We start from the raw sequence: 22,158 nt of genomic DNA, 5'->3' as shown, positions 1-22,158 counted from the left end.
CGGGGGCCGGCCCAGGTGGCGCCGGGGTTTCCCGGCGCCGGTACCGGTCGCGTGCCGGTCGCCGTCCCCGCGCCGCGCCCTTGCGGAAACGGGGCCGTGCCGGCACGCGGCCGTCGGGTCAGTGCGTCCGGCCCGCCCGGCCGGTCGCGTCGGCCTGCCGGGGCAGCCCGGCCCGGCGGGCGTCCAACAGCTCGGCCCGGCGGGCGTCCAGCGGCAATGTCACGGTCAGCAGCCCGCCGTCCCGCTGCACCGACGTCGGCCGGCCCAGCCGGCGTACGGTGCGCAGCATCGGCGTGTTCTCGGCCGACAGGTGCAGCGACACGGCGGCGTGACCGGCCCGGTCGGCGTGCCCGAGCAGCCGCCGCAGCAGAGCCGAGCCGAGTCCCCGCCGCTGCCAGTCGTCGCGGACCAGCAGCGCCGCCTCCGCCTCGTCTCCCTCGGCGAGCAGGGTGCCCATCGCCACGACGGGTTCCGCTTCCTCGATTCCGGCCGTGGCGACCAGGGTGAGCCCCCGCTCCGGCTCCAGCAGCCGGCGCAGCCGGGCCGGCGACGGCAGGCCCCCCGCAGCCAGGTACCGCTGCTGCCGGCTGCGGTCCGAGCAGGCCTCGTGCAGCCGCAGCACGCCGGGCAGATCGTCGACGGTCGCCGGGCGGACCGACACCTCGGCCGCGCCGGGCAGCACCAGGGTGACCCGGTCGTCGTCCCGGCGGACCACGGCCGCGGCCAGCTCGATCAGGGCCTGGGCCCGGGCGTACTCGGCCGGGGTGAAGGTCGGCTCCCGCCGGGACAGCTCGTACGAGCCACCGGACCCGTCGGCCAGCAGCATCGTCGTGGCGCCCACCCCGCCGAGCGGGCCGGCCGGCGTCGGCCGCCAGGTGACCGTGTCGGCGCCGAGCAGGGCACGCAGCGCCTCGCCGGCCGCGTCCGGGTCGCGGACCAGCCGGGTGGCCAGGCCGAGCACCCGGGTGGGTTGGTCGGCCAGCCCCCGCGCCTCGCTGCGCGCGATCCAGCAGTCCCCGCCCCGGCCCCGCTCGACGGCCGCCCGCAGGTCCGCCTCGGTGAGGTGGTCGGGCGCGTCGACGAGGAAGTCGTCGACGGCACCCACCTCGGTGGTGTGCACCTGCACGGTGAGGATGTTGACCCCACGCAACGCGAGACTCGCGGTGAGCACCGACAGGTAGCCCGGCCGGTCGTCCACGGTGGCCCGGATCCGCCACAGCGCCATGGTTCGCTCCCTTCCCCGATGTTCACCCTGCCGGCCGCCTGTTGCGCGGCCGTTGCACGCGGGTGAAACGGCGGGACAGGTCAGGTGATGGTGGTCACGGGCGGGGTGCCGACCAGGTCCAGCCGGTCGCCGAGGATCACCGCGCTCGCCCGGACGAGCTGCGCGAGCCGGTCCACCTCGCTGGAGTGGAACGCGGCGGCCGTGAGGGGCTCGGTGTGGTCCCGCGCCACCACCAGCACCAGGCCGGCTCGGCCGAACGGCGCGGCCGCGTAGTGGTGCCCGTCCGGGCCGGCCATACTCCGGGCCCGCAGCGGGGTCACCTCCGGCAGCCGGGGCGGGACCGGGGCCCGCCAGCTCGCGTACCCGACGGTGGCCACGCCCGCGCCGCGGGAGGCCCAGTCCAGGGGTACGACCGCGGCCGCCGCCCAGTCCGCGGCGAGCACCCCGGGCACCGCGTCGACCAGGGTGGCCACCCCGTCGGCCGGGTTCGCGGCGATCTGGGCGAGCAGTTCGGCGTCCTGGCCCGTGGTGGTGGGCGTGCCGATCGCCCGCCACACCCCGTCCACCCGTACGCCGGGGATGGCGGCCAGGCCGGCCAGCAGCCGTTCCACCCGCGCGGCGCCCGGCCACACCACGGTGAAGTCGTCCACCGCCCGGCCGCCGAGCCGCTCCAGCACCACCACCTGGACGATGTCGGCGCCGGCCACGCCGAGTGTCCGGGCCACCTGGCCGAGTGTGCCGGGTCGGTCCGGCAGGGTCACCCGAACTCTCAGCAACATGTCCGATCCCTTCGCGGGGCGGGCCGGCCTGGGTGGCCGGCAGGCTGGGCACCAGCCTGCCGGCTGACCATTTCGTCCCTGTTGCAGGGGCATGTCCCATCGGAAAACTTCAGCCTTGACAAGAAGGTTGAGCTGCCATCAACTAGCCGGATGACCGATCCGGCCGTCGATCCGGCGCGGAACCCGACCGGTCCGGCCGTCGATCCGGCGCGGAACCCGACCGGTCCGGCTCCCCGCGGGCTCGACCTCGACCGGCTCGCCCGGTACCTGGCCACGCACCTGCCCGAGCTGGCCACCGGGCCGCTCTCCGCCCGGCTGATCACCGGGGGCAAGTCCAACCTGACGTACCTGCTGCGCGGCGGCGACCGCGAGGTGGTGCTGCGCCGGCCGCCGCTCGGGCACGTGCTGGCCACCGCGCACGACATGGCCCGCGAGCACCGGGTGATCTCCGCGCTGGCGCCCACCGAGGTGCCGGTTCCCGGCACGCTGCTGCTCTGCGCCGACGACGAGGTCATCGGTGCGCCCTTCTACCTGATGGAGAAGGTCGACGGCGTGGTCTACCGGAGGCGGTCGCAGACCGACCCGCTCACCGACGGGCAGCGGCGCGACCTGGCCCTGTCGATGATGGACACCCTCGCCGCGCTGCACGCGGTCAAGCCGTCCGCGGTCGGGCTGGCCGACTTCGGCCACCCCGACGGCTACCTGGCCCGGCAGGTACGCCGCTGGGCCGGCCAGCTCGACCGGTCCCGCAGCCGCCCGCTGCCCGGCATCGACGAGCTGCGCGACGCGCTCGCCGGCAGCGTGCCGGAGGGCGCGAACGCCGGGCGCATCGTGCACGGCGACTACCGGCTGGACAACCTCCTCGCCTCGGTCGACCCGGTCGCCGTCCGGGCGGTGCTCGACTGGGAGATGGCCACCCTCGGCGACCCCCTCGCCGACCTCGGGCTGCTGCTGACCTACTGGGACGTGCTGGGTGACAGCGACGCGGCGGAGGGCAACCCGGTCGCCGACGGCCTCGGCCCGCGGGCCGGCTTCCCCGCCGGAGCCGAGCTGATCGACCGGTACGCGGGCCGCGGCGACGTGGACGTCGGCCCGCTGCACTGGCACGTGGCGCTCGGCTGCTTCAAGCTCGCGGTGATCTGCGAGGGCATCCACTACCGGCACACCCTCGGGCAGACGCTCGGCGGGAGCTTCGACCGGATCGGCGAGCTGGTGGCGCCGCTGGTCGAGCACGGTCTGCACGCGGCCAGGGAGCGGTGATGGACTTCGCGTACGACGCCCGGACGGTCGAGCTGCGCGACCGGCTGGAGGCCTTTCTCGCCGAGTGCGTTTACCCGGCCGAACCGGTGCACGCCGAGCAGGTGGCCGCCGCCGGCGACCCGTGGGCCCGGCCGCCAGTGCTGGACGAGCTGAAGGCCGAGGCCCGTTCGCGTGGCCTGTGGAACCTGTTTCTCCCCGACCCCCGCTACGGTGCCGGCCTGACCAACCTCCAGTACGCCCCGCTCGCCGAGCTGACCGGGCGCAGCCCGCACCTGGCGCCGGAGGCGCTGAACTGCGCCGCCCCGGACACCGGCAACATGGAGCTGCTCGCCGAATTCGGCTCCGCGGTGCAGCGGGAACGCTGGCTCGAGCCCCTGCTGGCGGGCGAGATCCGCTCCGCCTTCTGCATGACCGAGCCGGAGGTGGCCTCCTCCGACGCCACCAACATCGCCACCCGGATCAGCCGCGACGGCGACTCGTACCTGGTCGACGGCCGCAAGTGGTGGTCGTCCGGGGCGATGGACCCGCGCTGCGAGATCCTCATCGTGATGGGCAAGACCGACCCCGGCGCCGAGCGGCACCGGCAGCAGAGCATGATCCTGGTCCCCCGGGACACCCCGGGCGTGGCGGTCCGCCGGGGCCTGACCGTCTTCGGCTACTCGGACGCCCCGCACGGCGGGCACGCCGAGATCGAGTTCACCGGCGTACGGGTGCCGGCGGAGAACCTGGTCGGTGCCGAGGGCGGCGGCTTCGCGATCGCCCAGGCCCGGCTCGGCCCGGGCCGCATCCACCACTGCATGCGGCTGATCGGGATGGCCGAGCGGGCTCTGGAGCTGCTCTGCCGGCGGGCCCTGGACCGGGTCGCGTTCGGGCGGCCGCTCGCCGAGCAGGGCGTGGTGCGGGAGTGGATCGCCGAGTCGCGGGTGCGCATCGAGCAGGCCCGGTTGCTGGTGCTCAAGACCGCCTGGCTGATGGACACCGTAGGCAACAAGGGCGCGCACACCGAGATCCAGGCCATCAAGATCGCCACGCCGGCGATGGCGGAGTGGGTGATCGACAAGGCCATCCAGGGGTACGGCGGGGCCGGCGTCAGCCAGGACACCCCGCTGGCCGCCCTCTGGGCCCAGGCCCGCACCCTCCGCCTGGCCGACGGCCCCGACGAGGTCCACAAGTCGTCCCTGGCCAAGCGTGAACTCCGCCGCTGGTCCTGACCCCACCCCCAAAGTGGGGGCCGGGGGTGGGTCAGGCGGAGGCGCGGTGGACCAGTTCGGTGTCGAGGACCAGTTGGGGGCTGGGGACCTTGTCGCCGCGGATGCGGGAGACCAGGAGGCGGGCCATCTGGCGGCCCATCTCCTCCACCGGCTGGAAGACGGTGGTCAGCGGCGGCTCGGCCTGCCGGGCGATGGGCGCGTCGTCGAAGCCGATCACCGCCACGTCCTCGGGCACCCGGCGGCCGGTCTCCCGCAGCGTACGCAGGGCACCGAAGGCCATCAGGTCGGAGGCGACGAAGACGGCGTCGAGGTCGGGGCAGGTCTCCAGCAGCCGCCGCATGCAGGCCGCACCGGCACCCTCGCTGAAGTCGCCGTACTCGATCAGGTCCGGGTTGACGTCGTCGCCGGCGGCCCGGACCGCCTCCCTGTAGCCGGTCAGCCGGGCCAGGCCGGCGCCCATGTCCTGGGTGCCGGCGATGGTGGCCACCCGCCGCCGCCCCTGCGCGAAGAGGTGCTCGACCGCCTGCCGGGCGCCGCCGACGTTGTCCACGTCGACGAACCAGGCGGGCTGGGCGTCCGGGAGCAACATCCGGGCCGGCCGGCCGCCCAGCACGGTGGGCAGGCCGCGCTCCTCCAGCAGGGTGGGCAGCGGGTCGGCGTCGTGCAGGGAGAGCAGCAGTACGCCGTCGACGTGCTGGTTGGTCAGGTGGTGCTCGACCCGTTCCCGCTCGATCGGCGACTGCACCATGGCCAGCCAGAGCTGCATCGGTGTCTCCAGCAGCCCGGAGCTGACGCCCCGGACGATGGCCGCGAAGAACGGCTCGGTGAAGACCCGCTCCCCCGACTCGGAGACCACCAGTGCCACGGAATCCGTCCGCTGGGTCACCAGTGCCCGGGCGGCGCGGTTCGGCACGTACCCCAGCTCGGCGATCGCGGCCTGGACGGCGGCCCGGGCCTCCGGGCTGACCTGGGGTGAGCCGTTGACCACGCGGGATACCGTGCCGCGCCCCACGCCGGCGCGGGCGGCGACCGCGTCGAGGGTCGGGCGCCCTAGCGAACGCGTGCGCTGCGTTGTCATCGTCTGCTCCTCCGACATCGGAACGGCCCGGCACCTGCTACGGCGTCGGTGCCGGGCCGTCCGTAACTGCTGGCCCAGCCTATTGTGCGGCCAGGCCGTTACGTCGGATCACCTCGGCGTACCAGCTGGCGCTCGACTTAGGGATTCGGGCCTGGCTGTCATAGTCGACATAAACCATCCCGAAACGCTTGGTATAGCCCCAGGCCCATTCAAAGTTGTCCATCAGTGACCAGGCGAAGTACCCCTTCAGCGGCACCCCGGCACTGATCGCGGCGTGCGAGGCGCGCAGATGCGCGTCGAAGTATGCCAGCCGGTCCGGGTCGTCGACCCGGCCGTCGATCACCGCGTCAACGAACGCGGAGCCGTTCTCGGTGACGTAGAGCGGCAGGTCGGTGTAGTCCCGGTGGACGCGTTCCAGGGTCTCCACCAGGCCGGGAGCGTCGATCTCCCAGTCCATGTCGGTCACCGGCACACCCCGCTTGACGAACCGGACATCCTCGCTGCCCGGCCAGCACGACGGCGCCCGCCAGTAGCGTTCCGGCTCCTCGCGCCCGACCGGCGCGGCGACCACGTACCGGCTGTAGTAGTTGACGCCCACCATGTCGAGCGGGGTCGAGATGATCGCCAGGTCGCCGTCGCGTACGTGCCCGAAGTCGGTGACCTGACGCAGGTCGGCCTTCAGGTCCGCCGGGTACGCCCCGCGCAGCACCGGATCGAGGAAGAACCGGTTGGCCAGCCCGTCGATACGGCGGGCGGCCTCCGCGTCCTCGGGCGAGTCGGTCGACGGGGTGACCGGGTAGAGGTTGACCGTGATGCCGAGCTGTGCCTGCGGGCGGGCGGCCCGCACCGCCTGCACGGCCAGCCCGTGCCCGAGCATGAGGTGGTGGCCGGCACGCACGGAGTCGGCCCGGTCGGAACGGCCCGGCGCGTGCACGCCGGAGCCGTAGCCGAGGAAGGCCGAGCACCACGGCTCGTTGAACGTGGTGAAATATTGCACCCGGTCGCCGAGGGCGTCGGCGACGAGCTGCGCGTAGTCGGCGAACCGGCCTGCGGTGTCCCGGGCCGGCCAGCCGCCGGCGTCCTCCAGCGGCTGGGGCAGGTCCCAGTGGTAGAGGGTCAGCCACGGCACGATGTCGTGGGCCAGCAACTCGTCGACCAGCCGCCGGTAGAAGTCCAGCCCTTCGGGGTTGGCCGGCCCGGTCCCGCCCGGCTGGACGCGGGACCAGGAGACCGAGAAGCGGTAGGACTTCAGCCCCAGCTCGGCCATCAGCCGCACGTCGTCGGACATCCGGTGGTAGTGGTCGCAGGCCACGTCGCCGGTGTGCCCGGCCACCGTCCGACCCTCGGTGTGGCTGAAGGTGTCCCAGATCGACGGGGTACGGCCGCCCTCGGTCGCCGCGCCCTCGATCTGGTACGCGGCGGTCGCCGCGCCCCAGAGGAAGCCGGGCGGAAAGGTGAGCTCCGGACCCTCGTCGAGGACGCCGACGGCGGGCGGGCTGGCTGGGTTGCTCACGACTTGACGGCGCCTTCCATGATTCCGCCAATGATCTGGCGGCCGAACAGGATGAACACGACGAACAGGGGCAGGGTTGCGATCAACGTACCGGCGAAGATCTGCGAGTTGTCCGCGAAGTAGGCGGTGTTCAGGCTACGCAGGGAGATCTGGACGGTCGGGTTGGCCGGGTCGGCCAGCACCACGAAGGGCCAGAAGAACTGGTTCCACTGCTCCATGAAGGTGAGCAGGCCGAGCACGGCGGCGGCGGGGCGCAGGGCCGGTGCCACGACGTGCCAGTAAACCCCCCAGGTCGAGCAGCCGTCGACCCGGGCCGCCTCGATCAACTCGTTCGGGACGGCCTGTTCGGCGTACTGGCGCATCATGAAGATGCCGAAGCCGCCGATCAGGAACGGCACGGTCACCGAGGGCATGGTGTTCAGCCACTCGAGCTTCGCCATCAGGATGTACAGCGGCAGCACGCCGAGCTGGATGGGCACCATCATCGAGGCCAGGATGATCAGCAGCAGCGCGTTCTTGCCCCGGAAGCGGAGCTTGGCGAAGGCGAAGCCCGCGAGGGAGCCGAAGAAGACCGTGGCCACGGTGATCGTGCCGGAGACCAGGAACGAGTTCATCAGGCCCTTGAGGACGTTGGCGTCGCCGTTGTCGAGGACCCGCTGGATGTTCTCGCCGAGCTTGCCGCCGGGCAGGAACGGCGGCGGCCAGGAGTTGGCGGCGTCGTTCGTACGCGAGGCGATCACGATCATCCAGTAGAACGGGAAGAGCGACAGGATCACCCCGAAGATCAGCCCGACCATGGTCAGCGGGCTGGCCCTCCAGAGCCGCGCCGCCTGGTGGCTTGCGCGAACCGGGGCGGGTTGCCGGGCGGGTGGGCGGAGCGTGGTCGTCATCTCGTCACCTCACTTGTCTGAGCTGATGCGGCGGGCCAGCAGGTAGTTCACCGTCGACATCAGCGCGATGAGCAGGAAGAGCACGAGCGCGACCGCGCCGGCGTAGCCCCACCGGAAGCGTTGGTTCATCACATCGAGCAGGTACATGGTGATGGTCTGGTACTGGCCCTGGGACCCGCCGGAGATGCCGCCCGCGCCGCTGGTGAACAGCAGCGGCTCGGTGAAGAGCTGCAACCCGCCGATGGTCGAGATGATCAGCGTGAAGATGATCGTCGGGCGGAGCTGCGGGATGGTGATCGACCAGAACTGGCGGCGGCGGGAGGCGCCGTCCAGCGCGGCCGCCTCGTACACGTCCTTGTTGATGGACTGCATGGCCGCCAGGTAGATCAGGGCGTTGTAGCCGATCCACCGCCAGTCGACCATGGTCGAGATGGCGAACCAGGAGGCGAACCGGTTGGCCCGCCAGTCAATCTTGTCCATTCCGACTGTGTCGAGCAGCCAGTTGATCAGGCCGAATTCCTTGGCGTAGATCATCGAGAAGACGAGCGCGACGACCGCGGTCGAGGTGATGATCGGCATCGCGATGGCCATCCGGAAGAAGGTCTGCCCACGCAGCTTCCGGTTCAACGCGTTGGCCAGCATCAGCGCCACCAACAGCTGCGGCACGGTGGAGATCAGGAACATGCCGAAGGTGTTGACGACGGCGTTCCAGAACTTCGGGTCGTCGGTGATCAGCTCGACGAAGTTGTCCAGGCCGACGAAGGAGATCGTCGGGTTCAGCGGCGACCGGTCGGTCAGCGCGATCCAGACCGTGTAGATGATCGGATACAGGCTGAACACCGCGAAGATCACGAAGAACGGCAGGACGTAGAGGTAGGGCGAGTACTTCAGGTCAAGCCGGGTGAACGAGGCGCGGCGACGGTGTGCGGGGCGGCCGGCGCCGGCCGGTCCCCGTCCGGGCGGCGCCGCTGCGTGCAGGTCGAGGCTCATGGGGAGTCCTTCTCCTCGGCCGGCGCCACCCGCCCACACGGGCGGCGCCGGGCTCTCCGGGCACCGCGGGTGGCGCCGACAGCCAGGGCTGTCGACGCCACCCGCGGCCGGGGCGGCCGGATCACTTACCGGCGGCCTCACCGTTCTTCAGCGCCGCTGCCCACTGCTCCGCGGCGGACTTGCCCTGCTCGACAGCGCGCAGGGTGTTCTCCACCTCAGTGCGGACGGCGTTGTTCTTCGGGCCGAGGTAGACCGGCTTCAGCGAGGTGGCACCGGCGGCGAAGATGGTGCCGGTCGGGGCGTTGCTGAAGTAGTCGTTGGTCGCGGAGGCGACGGCCTGGTCGGACAGCGCCTGCGGCGAGGAGGGCAGGTTGCCGACCGCCTTGAACGCCTCGACCTGGCCCTTGGCGCTGGTCAGGAACTTGGCCAGCTCGGCGGCCTCCTTGGGGTGCTTGCTGGACTTCGGCACGGCCAGCCAGGAGCCGCCCCAGTTGCCACCGTTGCCGGGGGCCTTCGCGATGTCCCACTTGCCGGCTGCCGCGTCACCGGCCTGGCCCTTGATGACACCGGTCATCCAGGCCGGGCAGGCGATGGTGGCGAAGGTGCCGTTCTTGAAACCGGCGTTCCACTCGTTGGAGAACGACTGGAGGTTGTTGGACAGGCCCGCCGCGATCATCTTGGTGGTGAGGTCGTACGCCGACCTGACGTCCGGGTTATCGCCGATGACCAGCTTGTTGCTCTTGTCGTAGTAGGTGTAACCGGTGCCGTCGCCCGCCTTCTGCATCAGCACCACGTTGTAGAAGTTGGTCGCCGAGTCGACGAACTTGTGCTTCTTGTCGGCGGCGGCGAACTTCTGGCCGGTGGAGATGAACTCGTCCCAGCTGGGCCAGAGCGCGGCGACCTGCTCCCGGTCGGTGGGCAGCCCGGCGTCCTTGAAGAGGTCGCTGCGGTAGCAGAGCGCCATCGAGCCGACGTCGGTGCCGAGGCCGAGGACCTTGCCGTCCGGCGTGGTGCCCGCCTCCCACTTCCACGGCAGGAAGTTGCCCTTGAGGTCGTTCGCGCCGTAGTCCGCGAGGTTCTGGAACTTGTCGGTCTGCGCGTAGTACTGAACGATGGTGCCCTCTTCCAGGGCCACCACGTCACCGGCACCGGAGCCCGCGGTGATCTGCTGGGTCAGCCGGGTGTTGTAGTCCCCGAGACCGAGGCCCTTGCCCCGCTCCTGGATCTTGACGTTCGAGTGCTCCGCCTCGTACTGCTTGTAGAGCTCTTCGTAGCCGAAGCCCTGGTCGCCGAAGACGTCGACGACGAGGGTGATCTTGCCGCCGCTGCTGCCGCTGTCCGACGAGTCGTCGCCGCAGGCGGTGGCGGTGGCGAGCACCGTCACGGACGCCAGCGCGATGGCCGCGAGCCGACGACGGCGGGATGGGACGCTCATCCGAGACCCCTCTTTCGGTGGTGAGGCTGTGTCGTGTGGTGGGGGGTTGCGCACGCGTCTCGCCACCACCGACCTGGAAAGGGGGTCATTGGCGGCGACCCGGGAGCAGGCAGGAGTGAGATCCAGACCACTCGCGGGAGCGCTCCCATGAGATTGCCGGCAGGTGACAGGGGTGTCAATAGACCGGTGGGAGCGTTCCCAGATCGTTACCGCGCGAATCTTGGGGCGCCGGGTGGCGCGGTCAGCAGAAGCGGCGCAGCAGGGTGGTCGACCGGGCCGCGTCGAAGGTGTCCGGGTCGAAGCCGGGGCCGGTCCACTCCCGCATCGCCTGATGCTCCCGATGCGTCGGGTCGGCGAGCGCGGCGAGCAGGACGGCGTAACCGGAAGGGCCGCCGACACCCTCCGGCGGGCAGGCCCGCTCCCCGTACGGGCAGGACGGGTAGCGCTCGTCCGGGGCGGCGGCGCAGGCGTCCTCCACCACCACGTCGTGCTCCCACCAGTCGCCGAAGTCGTAGGTGTAACGGAACCGGCTGCCCTTGCCCACCACCGCGTCCAGCCGCACGTCCAGCTCGTCGCGGAGCGCCAGCTCGCCGTCCGGGTCGGGTTCGCCGTACTGGAGGCCGTCGATCTCGAACGAATGCAGGTGGCAGTCCCGCCAGCCCATCGCGTGCTGCAACACCCGGTGCAGCCGGTCCAGCGTGTAGCCGCCGGGGACCAGCACCCGCCGCCACACCGGCGGCCGGACCCCGGCAAGGGACACCTTCAGCTGGAAGATCTGACGCGGCATGCTGCCCCATCCTCCCTCGGCACTAGGCTGCCAGCATGATCTGCCGAGCCTGCCGGGAACGGCGGCACGACGACTGTCCAGGTCGGAAGTGGTGCGACTGCCAGCACCGTACCCCCGAACCGACCCCTCCGGTCACCGGTCCGGCCGGCGAATGAGCGCCGGTACGCCGATCGCGCGAATCTGGCCGACGCCCGCGACCGGGCCGCTGACCGATCCGGAGCTGACCGCGCTCTACGGCCGCGCCGCCCGCCCCCACCTGCGGATGAACTTCGTGACCAGCGCCGACGGCGCGGTCGCCCTGGACGGCTACTCCGCCGGACTCTCCGGCGAGCCGGACAAGCGGGTCTTCGGCCTGCTGCGGATGGTCTGCGACGGACTCGTGGTGGCCGCCGGCACGCTGCGCCACGAGGGCTACCGGGCGGTCCGGCTGGACGAGACGCGCCGGGCCTGGCGCCGGGCGCACGGCCTGGCCGACTATCCAACGCTGGTGGTGGTCTCCGCTTCGCTCGACCTGGACCCGGCCCAGGCGGCCTTCGCCGACGCGCCGGTCCGCCCGGTGGTGCTCACCCGGGCCGCCGCGCAGCCACCACCCGGCCTGACCGAGGTGGCCGAGCTGGTCCGCAGCGGCGAGGAGCGGGTGGATCTCGCCGCCGGCCTGGCCGAGCTGCGCCGCCGGGGGCTCGGCCAGCTGCTCTGCGAGGGTGGGCCGCTCCTCTTCGGCACGCTCACCGCCGCCGACCTGGTGGACGAGCTGTGCCTCACCGTGGCGCCGCTGCTCGCCGGGGCCGGCCCCGGCCGGATCACCGCCGGGGACGGCAGCCCGCCACGCCGGCTTCCGCTGCGCCACGTGCTGGCCGCCGAGGACGGCGTACTGCTGCTCCGCTACGCCCGCGACCCCGGCGACGCGCTCCCCGCCGGCGCCGCCCCCGCCGGCTGACCGGCCGCCCCGATCGCCGGGGCTGGCCGGGGCGGAACGTGGTGGGGCCGGGCGGTGTCCCCGCCCGGCCCCAGCGCATCGCTACCGCGTCAGGTGCACGACCCGCGCCGCCGGCGCGGCGAGGCCGGACTCCTCGCAGAACCGGCTCGACACCCACTGGCCGTTGGAGAACATCGCCGTCTGGTCGGCGTAGTACGGCGAGGTCGGGTCCGCCGACTGCGACGACGCCAGCAGCGTGGTGACGTTCGGGCAGTCGCTCCCGTCGAACGCCACCACCTGGATGTAGGTGCTGCCGGTGGCCACCTCGACGTTGCCCGCCAGCGGGTGCCAGACCGGGTGGACCACGTTCAGGATCCCCATCTGCCAGGATCCACCCGGCAGCGGGATCCGCTGGTCACCCCGGGTCACCGTCTGGTGGTCGCCGAGCCGGGCGTCCAACGGGATGCCCGCGGCGCGCAACTCGGCGACCGCGTCACCGAAGGCCCGCTGCACGTCGGCCCGGCCGGTGTCGAGCGTGTTCGGCGTGGTCAGCGGCGCCTGCGGATCGAACGGCACCCGCCACGGCAGGGAGGCGGGGACCGGGGCACTCGGCACCAACCGCATGATGAACCGCTCGAAGAGCAGGGAGCCGCGGCTGTCCAGCGAATAGGTGTGGTCCCAGCTGCCCAGGGCGGCACAGGCCCCGGCGACGTCGACCGGCCCGCTGCTGGAGGGAGCCAGCCCACCGGGGAAGTCGGCGCACATCCGGGCGGTGTCCGCCGCCGCCAGCTCGGCCACCCGGCTCCGGTTGGTGAAGAGCATCTGCCGCATCGACGCCGCGGTGAAACCGCCCTCGGCCAGCCCCTCCTCCACACTGAGGATGGACTCCCGGGTACGCGGCGTGCGCTCCGTGTAGATGTCGCCCAGGATCCGCTGGTACCCCGTGATCGGCGCGTGCGGATTGGACAACCACGGGCTCTGGTTGGAGCTGGTCACGTAGTCCCGGCGGACCAGCCGCTGCATCCGGGACGGCCCGAGCAGCCCCGGCTCGACCGAGTCGGAGTCGGATCCCCAGGCGCAGGTCGAGTCGGCGCCGTTCAGCAGGGCCAGCCCGGCGGTCTGGAACAGGTACTGCCCGAGCGGCGTGGCGCAGCGCCGCGCGAGCACGTCGGTGACGTGCGGCACCACCTGGATGTCGGCGAAGAGCGCGTTGCCGGACCGGTCGACCGCCAGGGTGTTGAAGATCGGCAGGCCCTGGGTACGGGAGAGCGCGTCGACGACGCCGGCGGTGTCCTGCGCGGTGGCGAGCCCGAACGAGGTGTTCATCAGCCGCATGTTGGTGGCGTTGGCGTCCCGTACGGCGTAGGCCGAGGTGGCGGTCCACGGCAGGTCCATCGACGCCGCGTTGCTCGTCACGGGTCCGTAGCGGGTCGCGTAGAGCGTCCGGGTGGTCACCTCCACCCTGCCATCCGGCTGCTTGACCGGGACCGACACGCTCGTCCGGACCATCCGCTCCTTCTTCCCGTCCACCAGGTAGGCGGTCGGGTCGCCGGGGGCGAGTTTGAGTTCGTACAGGCCGAACGTCACCGGCGCGGCCCAGGTGTGCGTCCACGCGATCTTGTCGTTGAAGCCGATGGAGAGGAACGGCGTGCCGAGCAGACCGGCGCCGGCGGCGTTCAGCTTGCCGGGCACGGTCAGGTGCGCCTGCCAGAACCGGTTGACGCCGTGCCAGATGAAGTGCGGATTGCCGAGCAGAATGCTGTTGTCGCGCGCCGCGCCCTCCGCGCCGATGGCGATCCCGTTACTGCCCGGGAAGTTCTCCCCGAAACGCTCACCGAGGCCGGCCCGGAAACGGGCCGCGGTCTCGGCGTTCGCGGCCAGGCCACTGGTCGCGGTGGCCGGCTTCGCGTTGACGATACCGTCCACCATGCTGCCGGTACCGGCATATGTCGCCATGGCGTGGAGCATGTACCACACGTCCGTTTCGGTGATGGGGGTGACCCATTCACCGCCGCGGCAGGTCGGGTCACCGATCCCGGTTGCGCCGCCGACGTCGCGCAGATAGCGGTTGTAGCCGTCGACGTAACCCGCGACCATGTCGCGGACCTCCCGCTGCGGGCCTCTCGGCGCCGGCTGGGCCACCAGGCTCCACACCGCACCGGAGCTGTTGACCTGCTGGAAGTAAAGGTCACTGGCGAGGTTGGTGGTCGCCGAGGAGACGGTGACGTCGCCGGCGCCGCCGGGCCCGAAGAATCGCGAGCGCTGGGCGCGGACGGTGGTGTACGAGTTGGCGAGGACGCAGATGTTGTCCTTCGCCACCGCATATCCGTAGCCGTATCCGAGACCGGTGAAACCATTGGCGATGATGTGTGGAATTCCGTGTTCGGTGTATCGGATGGTCGCCGTGGTGTTCGTACCGGTAAGGGACGATTCCACCGGCGCGGCCGACGTGCTGGTCGACGGCACGGCCACCAATACGGAAACGGTGACCAAACCGCACAGTAACTGACGGCTTCGACGCATTGACCTCCACCTTCCACATGAGACGACACGCAGAACTCGGCAGCTTAGTGCGCAATCACGTCGGATACCAGGCCGTCAATGGATGGGCGAAAGTGCGGTAATGTGCCGGCGTGGGCGGGCAGGCCCGTCCGGGCCGCGCACCCACGGTGGCCGGTCGACCCCGCCGTGCTCGGACGACCGGCCGAGCACGTGGTGTCCGCCGCGTCGCGTGGCAACCTGTCGCATCCCTCGGGCAGGATGCTCCTCGTGCGCCGCGACCGAGACGACCAGCCGACCGGAGACCGCCGATGACGGACGACCTGCTCGACGGACCGGGCGACGAGGTCGGCCGGGTGCTCGGCACCGCCGACGCCACCCCGCTCACCTTCTGGACGGCCGTCTCCCCCGGCAGCTACCTCCAGCTCGACGATGTGGTGGTCACCCGGCGCGAGCTGCCCGACCGCGAGCCGGTGACGATCGCCGGGGTGGTCACCCAGGTCCGCGCCCGGCACGAGGGGGCGCAGTTCGACTCGGACGTCTTCGCCATCGCCGACGGCACCCTGCCCGCCCAGGTGCAGGAGGCCGCCGAGATCACCACCACCCGGGTGGACCCGGAGCTCTACGTGCCGCCCACCCCGGGCGCGGTGGTGCACCGGGCCGAGGGCGACGCGCGGGCCCGCGCGCTGCACTTCGACCGGATGGAACGGCGCATCCCGATGGGCATGGGCCGTGACGGCGTCCCGGTCTACCTCAACGCCGACTTCCTCGACGGCACCCGGGGCGCGCACGTCTCCATCTCCGGCATCTCCGGGGTGGCCACCAAGACCAGCTTCGCCACCTTCCTGCTCTACTCGGTCTTCCGCTCCGGCGTGCTCGGTGGGGACGCGGTCAACGCCAAGGCGCTGATCTTCAACGTCAAGGGCGAGGACCTGCTCTTCCTCGACCACCCCAACACCCGGCTCGACGACGCCACCCGCGCCGGGTACGCGCAGCTCGGGCTGGCCGCCGGAGCCTTCCCCGACGTGCGGGTGTACGCGCCGCCCCGGGTCGGCGACTCCTCCGGCACGCCGGACGTGAGCAGCCGGCTCACCGGCGTGGACAGCTTCTACTGGACGCTCGGCGAGTTCTGCGCCGACCGGCTGCTGCCGTACGTCTTCGCCGACGCCGACGACGAGCGGCAGCAGTACACGATGGTGGTCCACTCGGTCGCCGCCCACCTGGCCCGGTACGCCCAGCCCGCCGACGGCGGGGTGAGCGTCGACGGCGTCCGGCTCGGGTCGTACGCCGACCTGGTCGACCACATCGTCGAGCAGCTCAACGACGACGAGACCCGGGGCGACTGGGCGGGCAGCGCGGTCGGCCTGGGCACGGTCAACGCGTTCGCCCGCCGGCTGATCGGCAGCAAGAAGGACCTCGGCCGGCTCATCCGGGGCGACCTCGCCGCCCGCCGGCCGCACAGCATCAACACCGCGGAGAGCGCCCAGGTCACCGTGGTCGACCTGCACAACCTGCCCGACCGGGCGCAACGCTTCGTGGTCGGCGTGACGCTCAAGAGCGAGTTCGAGCGCAAGGAGAAGGCCGGCACCGCCAAGCCGCTGCTCTTCGTCGTCCTCGACGAGCTCAACAAGTACGCTCCGCGCGAGGGCTCCTCCCCGATCAAGGAGGTGCTGCTGGACATCGCCGAGCGGGGCCGCTCGCTCGGGGTGATCCTGGTCGGCGCCCAGCAGACCGCCAGCGAGGTGGAGCGGCGGATCGTCACCAACTCGGCGATCCGGGTGGTCGGCCGGCTCGATCCGGCCGAGGCGTCCCGCCCGGAATACGGCTTCCTCCCGCCGGCCCAGCGGCAGCGGGCGCTGCTGGCCAAGCCGGGCACCATGTTCGTCAACCAGCCGGACATCCCGGTGCCGCTCTGCCTGGAGTTCCCCTTCCCGGCCTGGGCGACCCGGGTCTCCGAGGCCGGCCGGGCCCCCTCGGAGACGCTGCGCTCGATCACCCAGGCGGCCGACCCGTTCGCGGTGGTCGGCTCGGGGAACTCCGACGACGACATCCCGTTCTAGGGGAGGCGGTGACAACCCAATGAAGATCCTGCACACCTCCGACTGGCACCTCGGCAAGGTCCTCAAGGGGCAGTCGCGCGCCGAGGAGCACACCCGGGTGCTCGCCCAGGTGATCGAGATCGCCGTCGCCGAACGACCCGACCTGGTCATCGTGGCCGGTGACCTCTACGACACGGCCGCGCCCACCCCGGAGGCGACCCGACTGGTCACCCGGGCGCTGACCGCGCTGCGGCGTACCGGGGCGGACGTGGTGGCGATCGGCGGCAACCACGACAACGGCGCGGCGCTGGACGCGCTGCGCCCGTGGGCCGAGGCCGCCGGCATCACGCTGCGCGGCAGCGTCCGCGACAACCCGGCCGAACACGTCATCGACGGGGTCACCGCCGACGGCGAACGCTGGCAGCTCGCCGCGCTGCCCTTCCTCTCCCAGCGGTACGCCGTCCGCGCCGTGGAGATGTACGAGCTGACCCCCGCCGAGGCCAACCAGACGTACGCCGACCACCTCGGGCGGGTGCTGGCCAAGCTGGCCGAGGGTTTCACCGAGCCGGACCGGGTGCACCTGGTCACCGCACACCTCACCGTGGTCGGGGCGAGCACCGGCGGCGGCGAGCGGGACGCCCACACCGTCCTCGGGTATGCGGTCCCGGCCACGGTGTTCCCCGGCAACGCGCACTATGTGGCGCTGGGCCACCTGCACCGCTCGCAGCGGGTCATCGGCCCCTGCCCGATCCGCTACAGCGGCAGCCCCATCGCCGTCGACTTCGGTGAGCAGGAGAACATCGGCTCGGTCACCCTGGTCGAGGTGACCGCGACGACGGCCGCCCGGATCCGGGAGGTGCCGGTGCCCGGGGCCACGCCGCTGCGCACGGTCCGGGGCACCCTGGCCCAACTCGCCGAGATCGACCCGCCCGACGGCTGGCTGCGGGTGTACGTCCGCGAGCAACCCCGCGCCGGGCTGCGCGAGGAGGTGCAGGAGCTGCTGCCCCGGGCGCTGGAGATCCGGATCGACCCGGAGCTGGTGCCCGCGCCCGGCAGCGGCACCCGGGCCGCCCAGCGTGCCGGCCGCTCGCCCCGGGAACTGTTCGCCGACTACCTGACCAGCCGGGGCCACGCCGACGACGGCGTCCAGGAACTCTTCGACGAGCTGATCGAGGAGGTGGATCACTGATGCGACCGATGCGGCTGGACATGGCGGGCTTCACCGTCTTCCGCGAGGAGACCACCGTCGACTTCACCGACGCGGACTTCTTCGCCCTGGTCGGGCCGACCGGCTCCGGCAAGTCGACGGTGCTCGACGCGATCTGCTTCGTCCTCTACGGCACGGTGCCCCGGTGGGGCGGTGCCCGGGGCCTGACCAACGCGCTCGCGCCGTCGGCGAACGAGGCCCGGGTCCGGCTGGTCTTCGAGTCCGCCGGCGACCGGTACGTGGCCACCCGGGTGGTCCGCCGGGACGGCCGGGGCACGGTGAAGACCGCCAACGCCGGGCTCCAACTCATGCCGGCCGGGTTCGATGTCACCAAGCTCGACACCGGGCTCAGCCCGGAGGATCTCGGCGAGGTGGTGGCCGGCACCCCGGCCGAGATGGAGCAGGCGGTGCTGGACGCGGTCGGGCTGCCGTACGAGCAGTTCACCAGCTGTGTGGTGCTGCCGCAGGGGCAGTTCGCCGACTTCCTGCACGCCAAGCCGGCCACCCGGCAGCAGATCCTGGTCAACCTGCTCGGCCTCGGCGTCTACGAGGCGGTGCAGAAGAAGGCCACCGAGCGCGCCGGGCAGGCCGAGGCGAAGCTGGAGGCCGTCGACAAGGTGCTCGGCGGGCTCACCGGCGTCGACGACGCGGCCCTGTCCGACGCCGGGCAGCGGGTGGGCCGGATGCGCGAGCTGGCCGGGGCGGTCTCGGTGGCCGTACCGGAGCTGGACCGGGCCCGGGCGACGGCGCGCGAGGTGACGGCGGCGCTGACCGCGCTCGACGCCGAGCTGACCGTGCTGGCCGGGGTGCGGCCGCCGGACGGGATCGCCGAGTTGGCCCGGGCGGTGGCCGCGGCCCGGGTCGCGGCCGACGAGGCCGCCGCGGCGGTCGGGCTGGCCGAGGAGCGGGAGGAGAAGCTACGCGGGGAGCTGGCCACGGCCGGCGACGAGAGCGCGCTGCGGCTGCTGCTCAGGGCACACGCCGACCGGGAGCGGCTGACCGGCGAGGTGGCAACCGTCGGGTCGGCAGTGACCTCGGCGCAGACCGAGCACGACGCGGCGGCCGGGGCCCTCGCGGCGGCTCGGGCGACCGTCGAGCGGGCCGAGACGGAGCTGGAGGCGGCGTTCCGGGCGCACGAGGAGGCGAAGGCCACCGACCAGGCGGTGGCGCTGCGGGCGCACCTGGTCGCGGGCGGCCCGTGCCCGGTCTGCGAGCAGGAGGTGGCCCGGGTGCCGGCGATGCCGGCCGGGTCCGCGGTGGCCCGGGCGGTCGCCGCCGGCAAGGCGGCCCGGGCGGCCAGCGAGGCGGCCAAGCGGGTGGTGCAGGAGCGCGACGCCGCCGCCCGCGAACTGGACCGGGTGCTGCTGCGCGCCCGCGCCGAACACGACCAGTTGCGGGCCCGGCTGGCCGAGCTGGACGAGCAGCTCGCCGACGCCGCCGCGCCGGCGGCGCTGCGGGAGGCGCTGGACGAGCACGCCCGGCTGCGCCGCGCCCTGGAGGAGGCCGCCGGCGCGGTGCGGGCCGGCCGGGACGCCGCCCGCCGGGCCCGGGGCACGCTCGACGGCGCGGAGGACCGGTTGCGCCGTGCCTGGCGCCAGTTCGACGCCACCCGCGACGAGCTGGCCCGGTTCGGCCCGCCGGCCGCCGACCGGGACGACGTGGCCGGCGCCTGGACGGCCCTGGCCGGCTGGGCCGGCGAGCAGGCCGACCGGCGGCGCGCCGACCGGGACGGGCTGGCCGCCACGGTCGGCCCGGCCGAGGCCGCCGCCGCCGAGGTCGAGGCGCGGATCGCCGCGCTCTTCACCGCCGCCGGCCTGGCCGCGCCCGGCGACCCGCTGCGGGACGCCGCGGTGGCGGTGGAGCGCGCCGAGGCGGAGCTGCGCCGGCTGGAGGAACGCCGGGAGCAGGCCGCCGAGCTGCGCGAGCAGCGGGCCGGCCACGAGCGGGAGGCCCAGGTGGCCCGGGCTCTCGCCGGGCACCTGCGGGCCAACAATTTCGAACGCTGGCTGCTGGCCGAGGCGTTGGACCTGTTGGTCGACGGGGCGTCGCGGATCCTGCGGGAACTCTCCAACGGCCAGTACGACCTGGTGCACGACAAGGGCGAGTTCTTCGTCGTCGACCACCACGACGCCGGGCTGCGGCGCGGGGTGCGGACGCTGTCCGGCGGGGAGACGTTCCAGGCGTCGCTGTCACTGGCGCTGGCCCTGTCGGAGCAGCTCGCCGGCATGTCGACGACCGCGGCGAGCCTGGAGTCGATCGTCCTCGACGAGGGCTTCGGCACGCTCGACGCGGCCACCCTGGACACCGTGGCGGCCACCCTGGAGAGCCTGGCCGCCCGGGGCGACCGGATGGTCGGCGTGGTCACCCACGTGCCGGCGCTGGCCGAGCGGATCCCGGTGCGCTTCGAGGTCCGCAAGGACGCCCGTACGGCCCACGTGGAACGGGTCGGCCGGTGAGCGCGAGGAGTGCGGCGCGGCGGGGCCGCGGTGGCGGGGCGGGGGCGACGTGACGCGGTTCTACGTCGACGCGTGGGATCCCGCGTACGGGGCGTCGTTCGAGGCGGCCGGCGGGGGCGGGCCGGCGGCGCCGAGCACCGCCCAGGTCGAGGCCGACGTCGAGCTACCGGCGGCGGACTGGCGGGCGCTCGACGTCCGGCGGGACGTGCCCGCCCCGGACGTGGTGCTGCTGGTCGACGGGGTACGCCGGATCGACGCCAGCATCTGGACCGCCGAGGAGGACGGCGGCTCGTTCCCGGGCATCGCCGCCTCGTACGCGGCCGGTGTGGTCCGCTGCGACCTGGAGCGCGGCGCGGCACAGCTGGCCGGGGCCCGGGTGGGCCGGGGGCTCTTCACGGCCAGCCCGTCGGCCCAGGACGTGGTGGCGGGGCAGGTCCGCTACCCGGTGCACCGGGTGAGCGGCACCGGTGAGCTGAGCAAGCTGCCGGCCGCGGTGCAGGCGCCACTGACCGCACTGGAGGTGGCGGTCTCCGACGCCGCACGCACCGACGGCGACCTGCTGGTGGTGGACGGCCCACTGCGCAGCCGCCGAAATCTGCCCCGCACCGTCGGCTACATCAAGACCCAGCACAGTCAATACCTCGACGCGCGGCTGAGCGCGGTGGTGACCGGGCTGGCCCCGGGCCAGCGCTGCCCGGTGTTCCGGCTGGGCACCGCCTGGGGCGGCTACTCCTGGTATCTGCGGCTGCCCGGGGCCGGCGGGGCGCCCTGGGCGGGCATCGTGCGGGTGGAGTGCTCCGCCGAGCTGCCCGAGGCCGAGGCGATCCAGCTGGCCGACCTCTCGCTGGTCACGCTGCCCCGGTTCGCCTCCAGCCCGTACAAGGACCCGCGGGCCCCACAAAACCTGGTCCCCATCGGCGGCCTGGAGCGCACGCTGCGCGCGCGGCTCGGCGACGCCCGCCTACTGCAGAGAAGCCTGAGCATGGCGGCCCAGCGGGGGCGGCGCTGATGGGCCGTAGGCGCGACACCGACCGGGTGGTCGAGCCGGTCGACACCGGGCAGGCCGAGCTGGTGCCCGACCCGGACCGGTCGGGCTCGTGGACGCTGCTGCTGGACGGCGCGCCGCAGTCCCACGTGGACCTGGCGGAGCCGACCCACCTGGAGTTCGAGTACGTCCGCCGGCTGGCCGCCGCGATCGACCTGGTCGCCCCGGCCGGCGCGCCGCTGCGGGTGCTGCACCTGGGCGGGGGCGCGCTGACCCTGCCCCGGTACGTCTCCGCCACCCGGTCCGGGTCGACGCAACGGGTGTCCGAGGTGGACGGCGCCCTGGTGGAGCTGGTCCGCCGGGCGCTGCCCTGGCCCGCCGACCCTCGCCTGCGGGTGCGGGTGGCCGACGCCCGGGCCACCCTGACGTCGAGCCGCGACGCCAGCTACGACGTGGTGGTGGCGGACGTCTTCGCCGGTGCCCGCACCCCCGCCCACCTGACCTCCGTGGAGTACGCCGGCGAGGTGGCCCGGGTGCTCCGCCCCGGCGGCTTCTACCTGGCGAACATCGCCGACGGCCCGCCGCTGCGACACGCCCGCGCCCAGGTCGCCACGGTCCGGACGGTGCTGCCCCGGGCCTGCCTGGTCGGCGACGCGGCGGTGCTGCGCGGCCGGCGCTACGGCAACCTGGTGCTGGTCGCGTCCCGGGTCGAGCCGCCGGTGCCGGAGCTGACCCGGCGGGCCGCCGGGGACTGGTTCCCGGGCCGGGTGCTGGCCGGCGAGGAGCTGGACCGGTTCGCCGGGGGCGCTCCGGTGGTGCGCGACGCCGACGCCACCGACTCCGCCCCGCCGCCGCCGGGCATCTTCTCCGTGCGTCGTTGATCCGCTC

At 73.0% G+C, this 22,158-nt stretch carries 17 protein-coding genes; 8 read left to right on the top strand and 9 right to left on the bottom strand.

Going from position 1 to position 22,158, the window contains the following annotated elements:
- Window positions 1-118: 118 nt before the first annotated feature.
- Complete coding sequence (locus ACIRG9_RS04725; RefSeq protein WP_402850088.1) at window positions 119-1,225, bottom strand: GNAT family N-acetyltransferase; 1,107 nt, start codon at window positions 1,223-1,225, stop codon at window positions 119-121.
- A gap of 80 nt (window positions 1,226-1,305) precedes the next feature.
- A complete protein-coding gene (locus ACIRG9_RS04720; RefSeq protein ID WP_402850085.1) occupies window positions 1,306-2,004 on the bottom strand; it encodes an amino acid-binding protein in 699 nt (232 codons plus the stop codon).
- A 150-nt stretch (window positions 2,005-2,154) separates the two neighbouring features.
- On the opposite strand from ACIRG9_RS04720, the gene ACIRG9_RS04715 reads away from it, so the two are divergent.
- Both ACIRG9_RS04715 and ACIRG9_RS04710 read left to right on the top strand, forming a co-directional pair.
- The gene (locus ACIRG9_RS04715) at window positions 2,155-3,264 is read left to right on the top strand and encodes a phosphotransferase family protein (protein WP_402850082.1); all 1,110 of its coding nucleotides are present in this window, start codon (window positions 2,155-2,157) and stop codon (window positions 3,262-3,264) included.
- Complete coding sequence (locus ACIRG9_RS04710; RefSeq protein WP_402850079.1) at window positions 3,264-4,475, top strand: acyl-CoA dehydrogenase family protein; 1,212 nt, start codon at window positions 3,264-3,266, stop codon at window positions 4,473-4,475. The genes ACIRG9_RS04715 and ACIRG9_RS04710 overlap by 1 nt, the downstream gene beginning before the upstream one ends.
- Before the next feature lie 31 nt (window positions 4,476-4,506).
- Here the strand turns inward: ACIRG9_RS04710 and ACIRG9_RS04705 are convergent, their stop codons facing one another.
- The 6 genes from ACIRG9_RS04705 to ACIRG9_RS04680 all read right to left on the bottom strand — a co-directional run bounded on the left by ACIRG9_RS04705 (window position 4,507) and on the right by ACIRG9_RS04680 (window position 11,168).
- On the bottom strand, window positions 4,507-5,553 hold the full coding sequence (locus tag ACIRG9_RS04705) for a LacI family DNA-binding transcriptional regulator (protein ID WP_402850077.1): 1,047 nt from the start codon (window positions 5,551-5,553) through the stop codon (window positions 4,507-4,509).
- A gap of 79 nt (window positions 5,554-5,632) precedes the next feature.
- Window positions 5,633-7,066: a GH1 family beta-glucosidase gene (locus tag ACIRG9_RS04700; RefSeq protein WP_402850075.1), complete on the bottom strand. Its 1,434-nt coding sequence runs from the start codon at window positions 7,064-7,066 to the stop codon at window positions 5,633-5,635.
- A complete protein-coding gene (locus tag ACIRG9_RS04695) occupies window positions 7,063-7,863 on the bottom strand; it encodes a carbohydrate ABC transporter permease (protein ID WP_402850293.1) in 801 nt (266 codons plus the stop codon). The genes ACIRG9_RS04700 and ACIRG9_RS04695 overlap by 4 nt, the downstream gene beginning before the upstream one ends.
- A 102-nt stretch (window positions 7,864-7,965) precedes the next feature.
- Entirely contained in the window at window positions 7,966-8,946 is a 981-nt protein-coding gene (locus ACIRG9_RS04690; protein ID WP_402850072.1) for a carbohydrate ABC transporter permease, read from the bottom strand.
- A 121-nt stretch (window positions 8,947-9,067) separates the two neighbouring features.
- A complete protein-coding gene (locus ACIRG9_RS04685; RefSeq protein ID WP_402850069.1) occupies window positions 9,068-10,381 on the bottom strand; it encodes an ABC transporter substrate-binding protein in 1,314 nt (437 codons plus the stop codon).
- Between the two features lie 241 nt (window positions 10,382-10,622).
- On the bottom strand, window positions 10,623-11,168 hold the full coding sequence (locus ACIRG9_RS04680) for a plasmid pRiA4b ORF-3 family protein (RefSeq protein ID WP_402850066.1): 546 nt from the start codon (window positions 11,166-11,168) through the stop codon (window positions 10,623-10,625).
- Window positions 11,169-11,319: 151 nt separating this feature from the next.
- On the opposite strand from ACIRG9_RS04680, the gene ACIRG9_RS04675 reads away from it, so the two are divergent.
- Complete coding sequence (locus ACIRG9_RS04675; RefSeq protein ID WP_402850063.1) at window positions 11,320-12,105, top strand: pyrimidine reductase family protein; 786 nt, start codon at window positions 11,320-11,322, stop codon at window positions 12,103-12,105.
- 81 nt (window positions 12,106-12,186) lie between these two features.
- Here ACIRG9_RS04675 and ACIRG9_RS04670 read toward each other — a convergent pair whose 3' ends face one another.
- On the bottom strand, window positions 12,187-14,520 hold the full coding sequence (locus ACIRG9_RS04670; protein ID WP_402850060.1) for a penicillin acylase family protein: 2,334 nt from the start codon (window positions 14,518-14,520) through the stop codon (window positions 12,187-12,189).
- 374 nt (window positions 14,521-14,894) lie between these two features.
- On the opposite strand from ACIRG9_RS04670, the gene ACIRG9_RS04665 reads away from it, so the two are divergent.
- Genes ACIRG9_RS04665 through ACIRG9_RS04645 form a run of 5 tightly spaced genes read left to right on the top strand, consistent with a single transcriptional unit; the run spans window position 14,895 to window position 22,151 of the window.
- Complete coding sequence (locus ACIRG9_RS04665) at window positions 14,895-16,643, top strand: ATP-binding protein (protein ID WP_402850057.1); 1,749 nt, start codon at window positions 14,895-14,897, stop codon at window positions 16,641-16,643.
- 19 nt (window positions 16,644-16,662) lie between these two features.
- A complete protein-coding gene (locus ACIRG9_RS04660; protein WP_402850054.1) occupies window positions 16,663-17,811 on the top strand; it encodes an exonuclease SbcCD subunit D in 1,149 nt (382 codons plus the stop codon).
- Window positions 17,811-20,285, top strand: coding sequence for an AAA family ATPase (locus ACIRG9_RS04655; RefSeq protein WP_402850051.1), 2,475 nt, complete (start codon window positions 17,811-17,813; stop codon window positions 20,283-20,285). Before ACIRG9_RS04660 ends, ACIRG9_RS04655 begins: the two co-directional genes overlap by 1 nt.
- Before the next feature lie 49 nt (window positions 20,286-20,334).
- Window positions 20,335-21,294 carry a hypothetical protein gene (locus ACIRG9_RS04650; protein WP_402850048.1) on the top strand — a complete coding sequence of 320 codons (960 nt, stop codon included), beginning with the start codon at window positions 20,335-20,337 and terminating at the stop codon, window positions 21,292-21,294.
- Window positions 21,294-22,151: a spermidine synthase gene (locus ACIRG9_RS04645; protein WP_402850045.1), complete on the top strand. Its 858-nt coding sequence runs from the start codon at window positions 21,294-21,296 to the stop codon at window positions 22,149-22,151. The genes ACIRG9_RS04650 and ACIRG9_RS04645 overlap by 1 nt, the downstream gene beginning before the upstream one ends.
- Window positions 22,152-22,158: the final 7 nt, after the last annotated feature.

The sequence above is a fragment of the Micromonospora sp. NPDC093277 genome, assembly GCF_044765245.1.
Taxonomy (GTDB): Bacteria; Actinomycetota; Actinomycetes; order Mycobacteriales; family Micromonosporaceae; genus Micromonospora.
The sequence above is the reverse complement of the archived record's forward strand: the minus strand, read 5'-3'. Positions and strand labels throughout refer to the sequence as shown.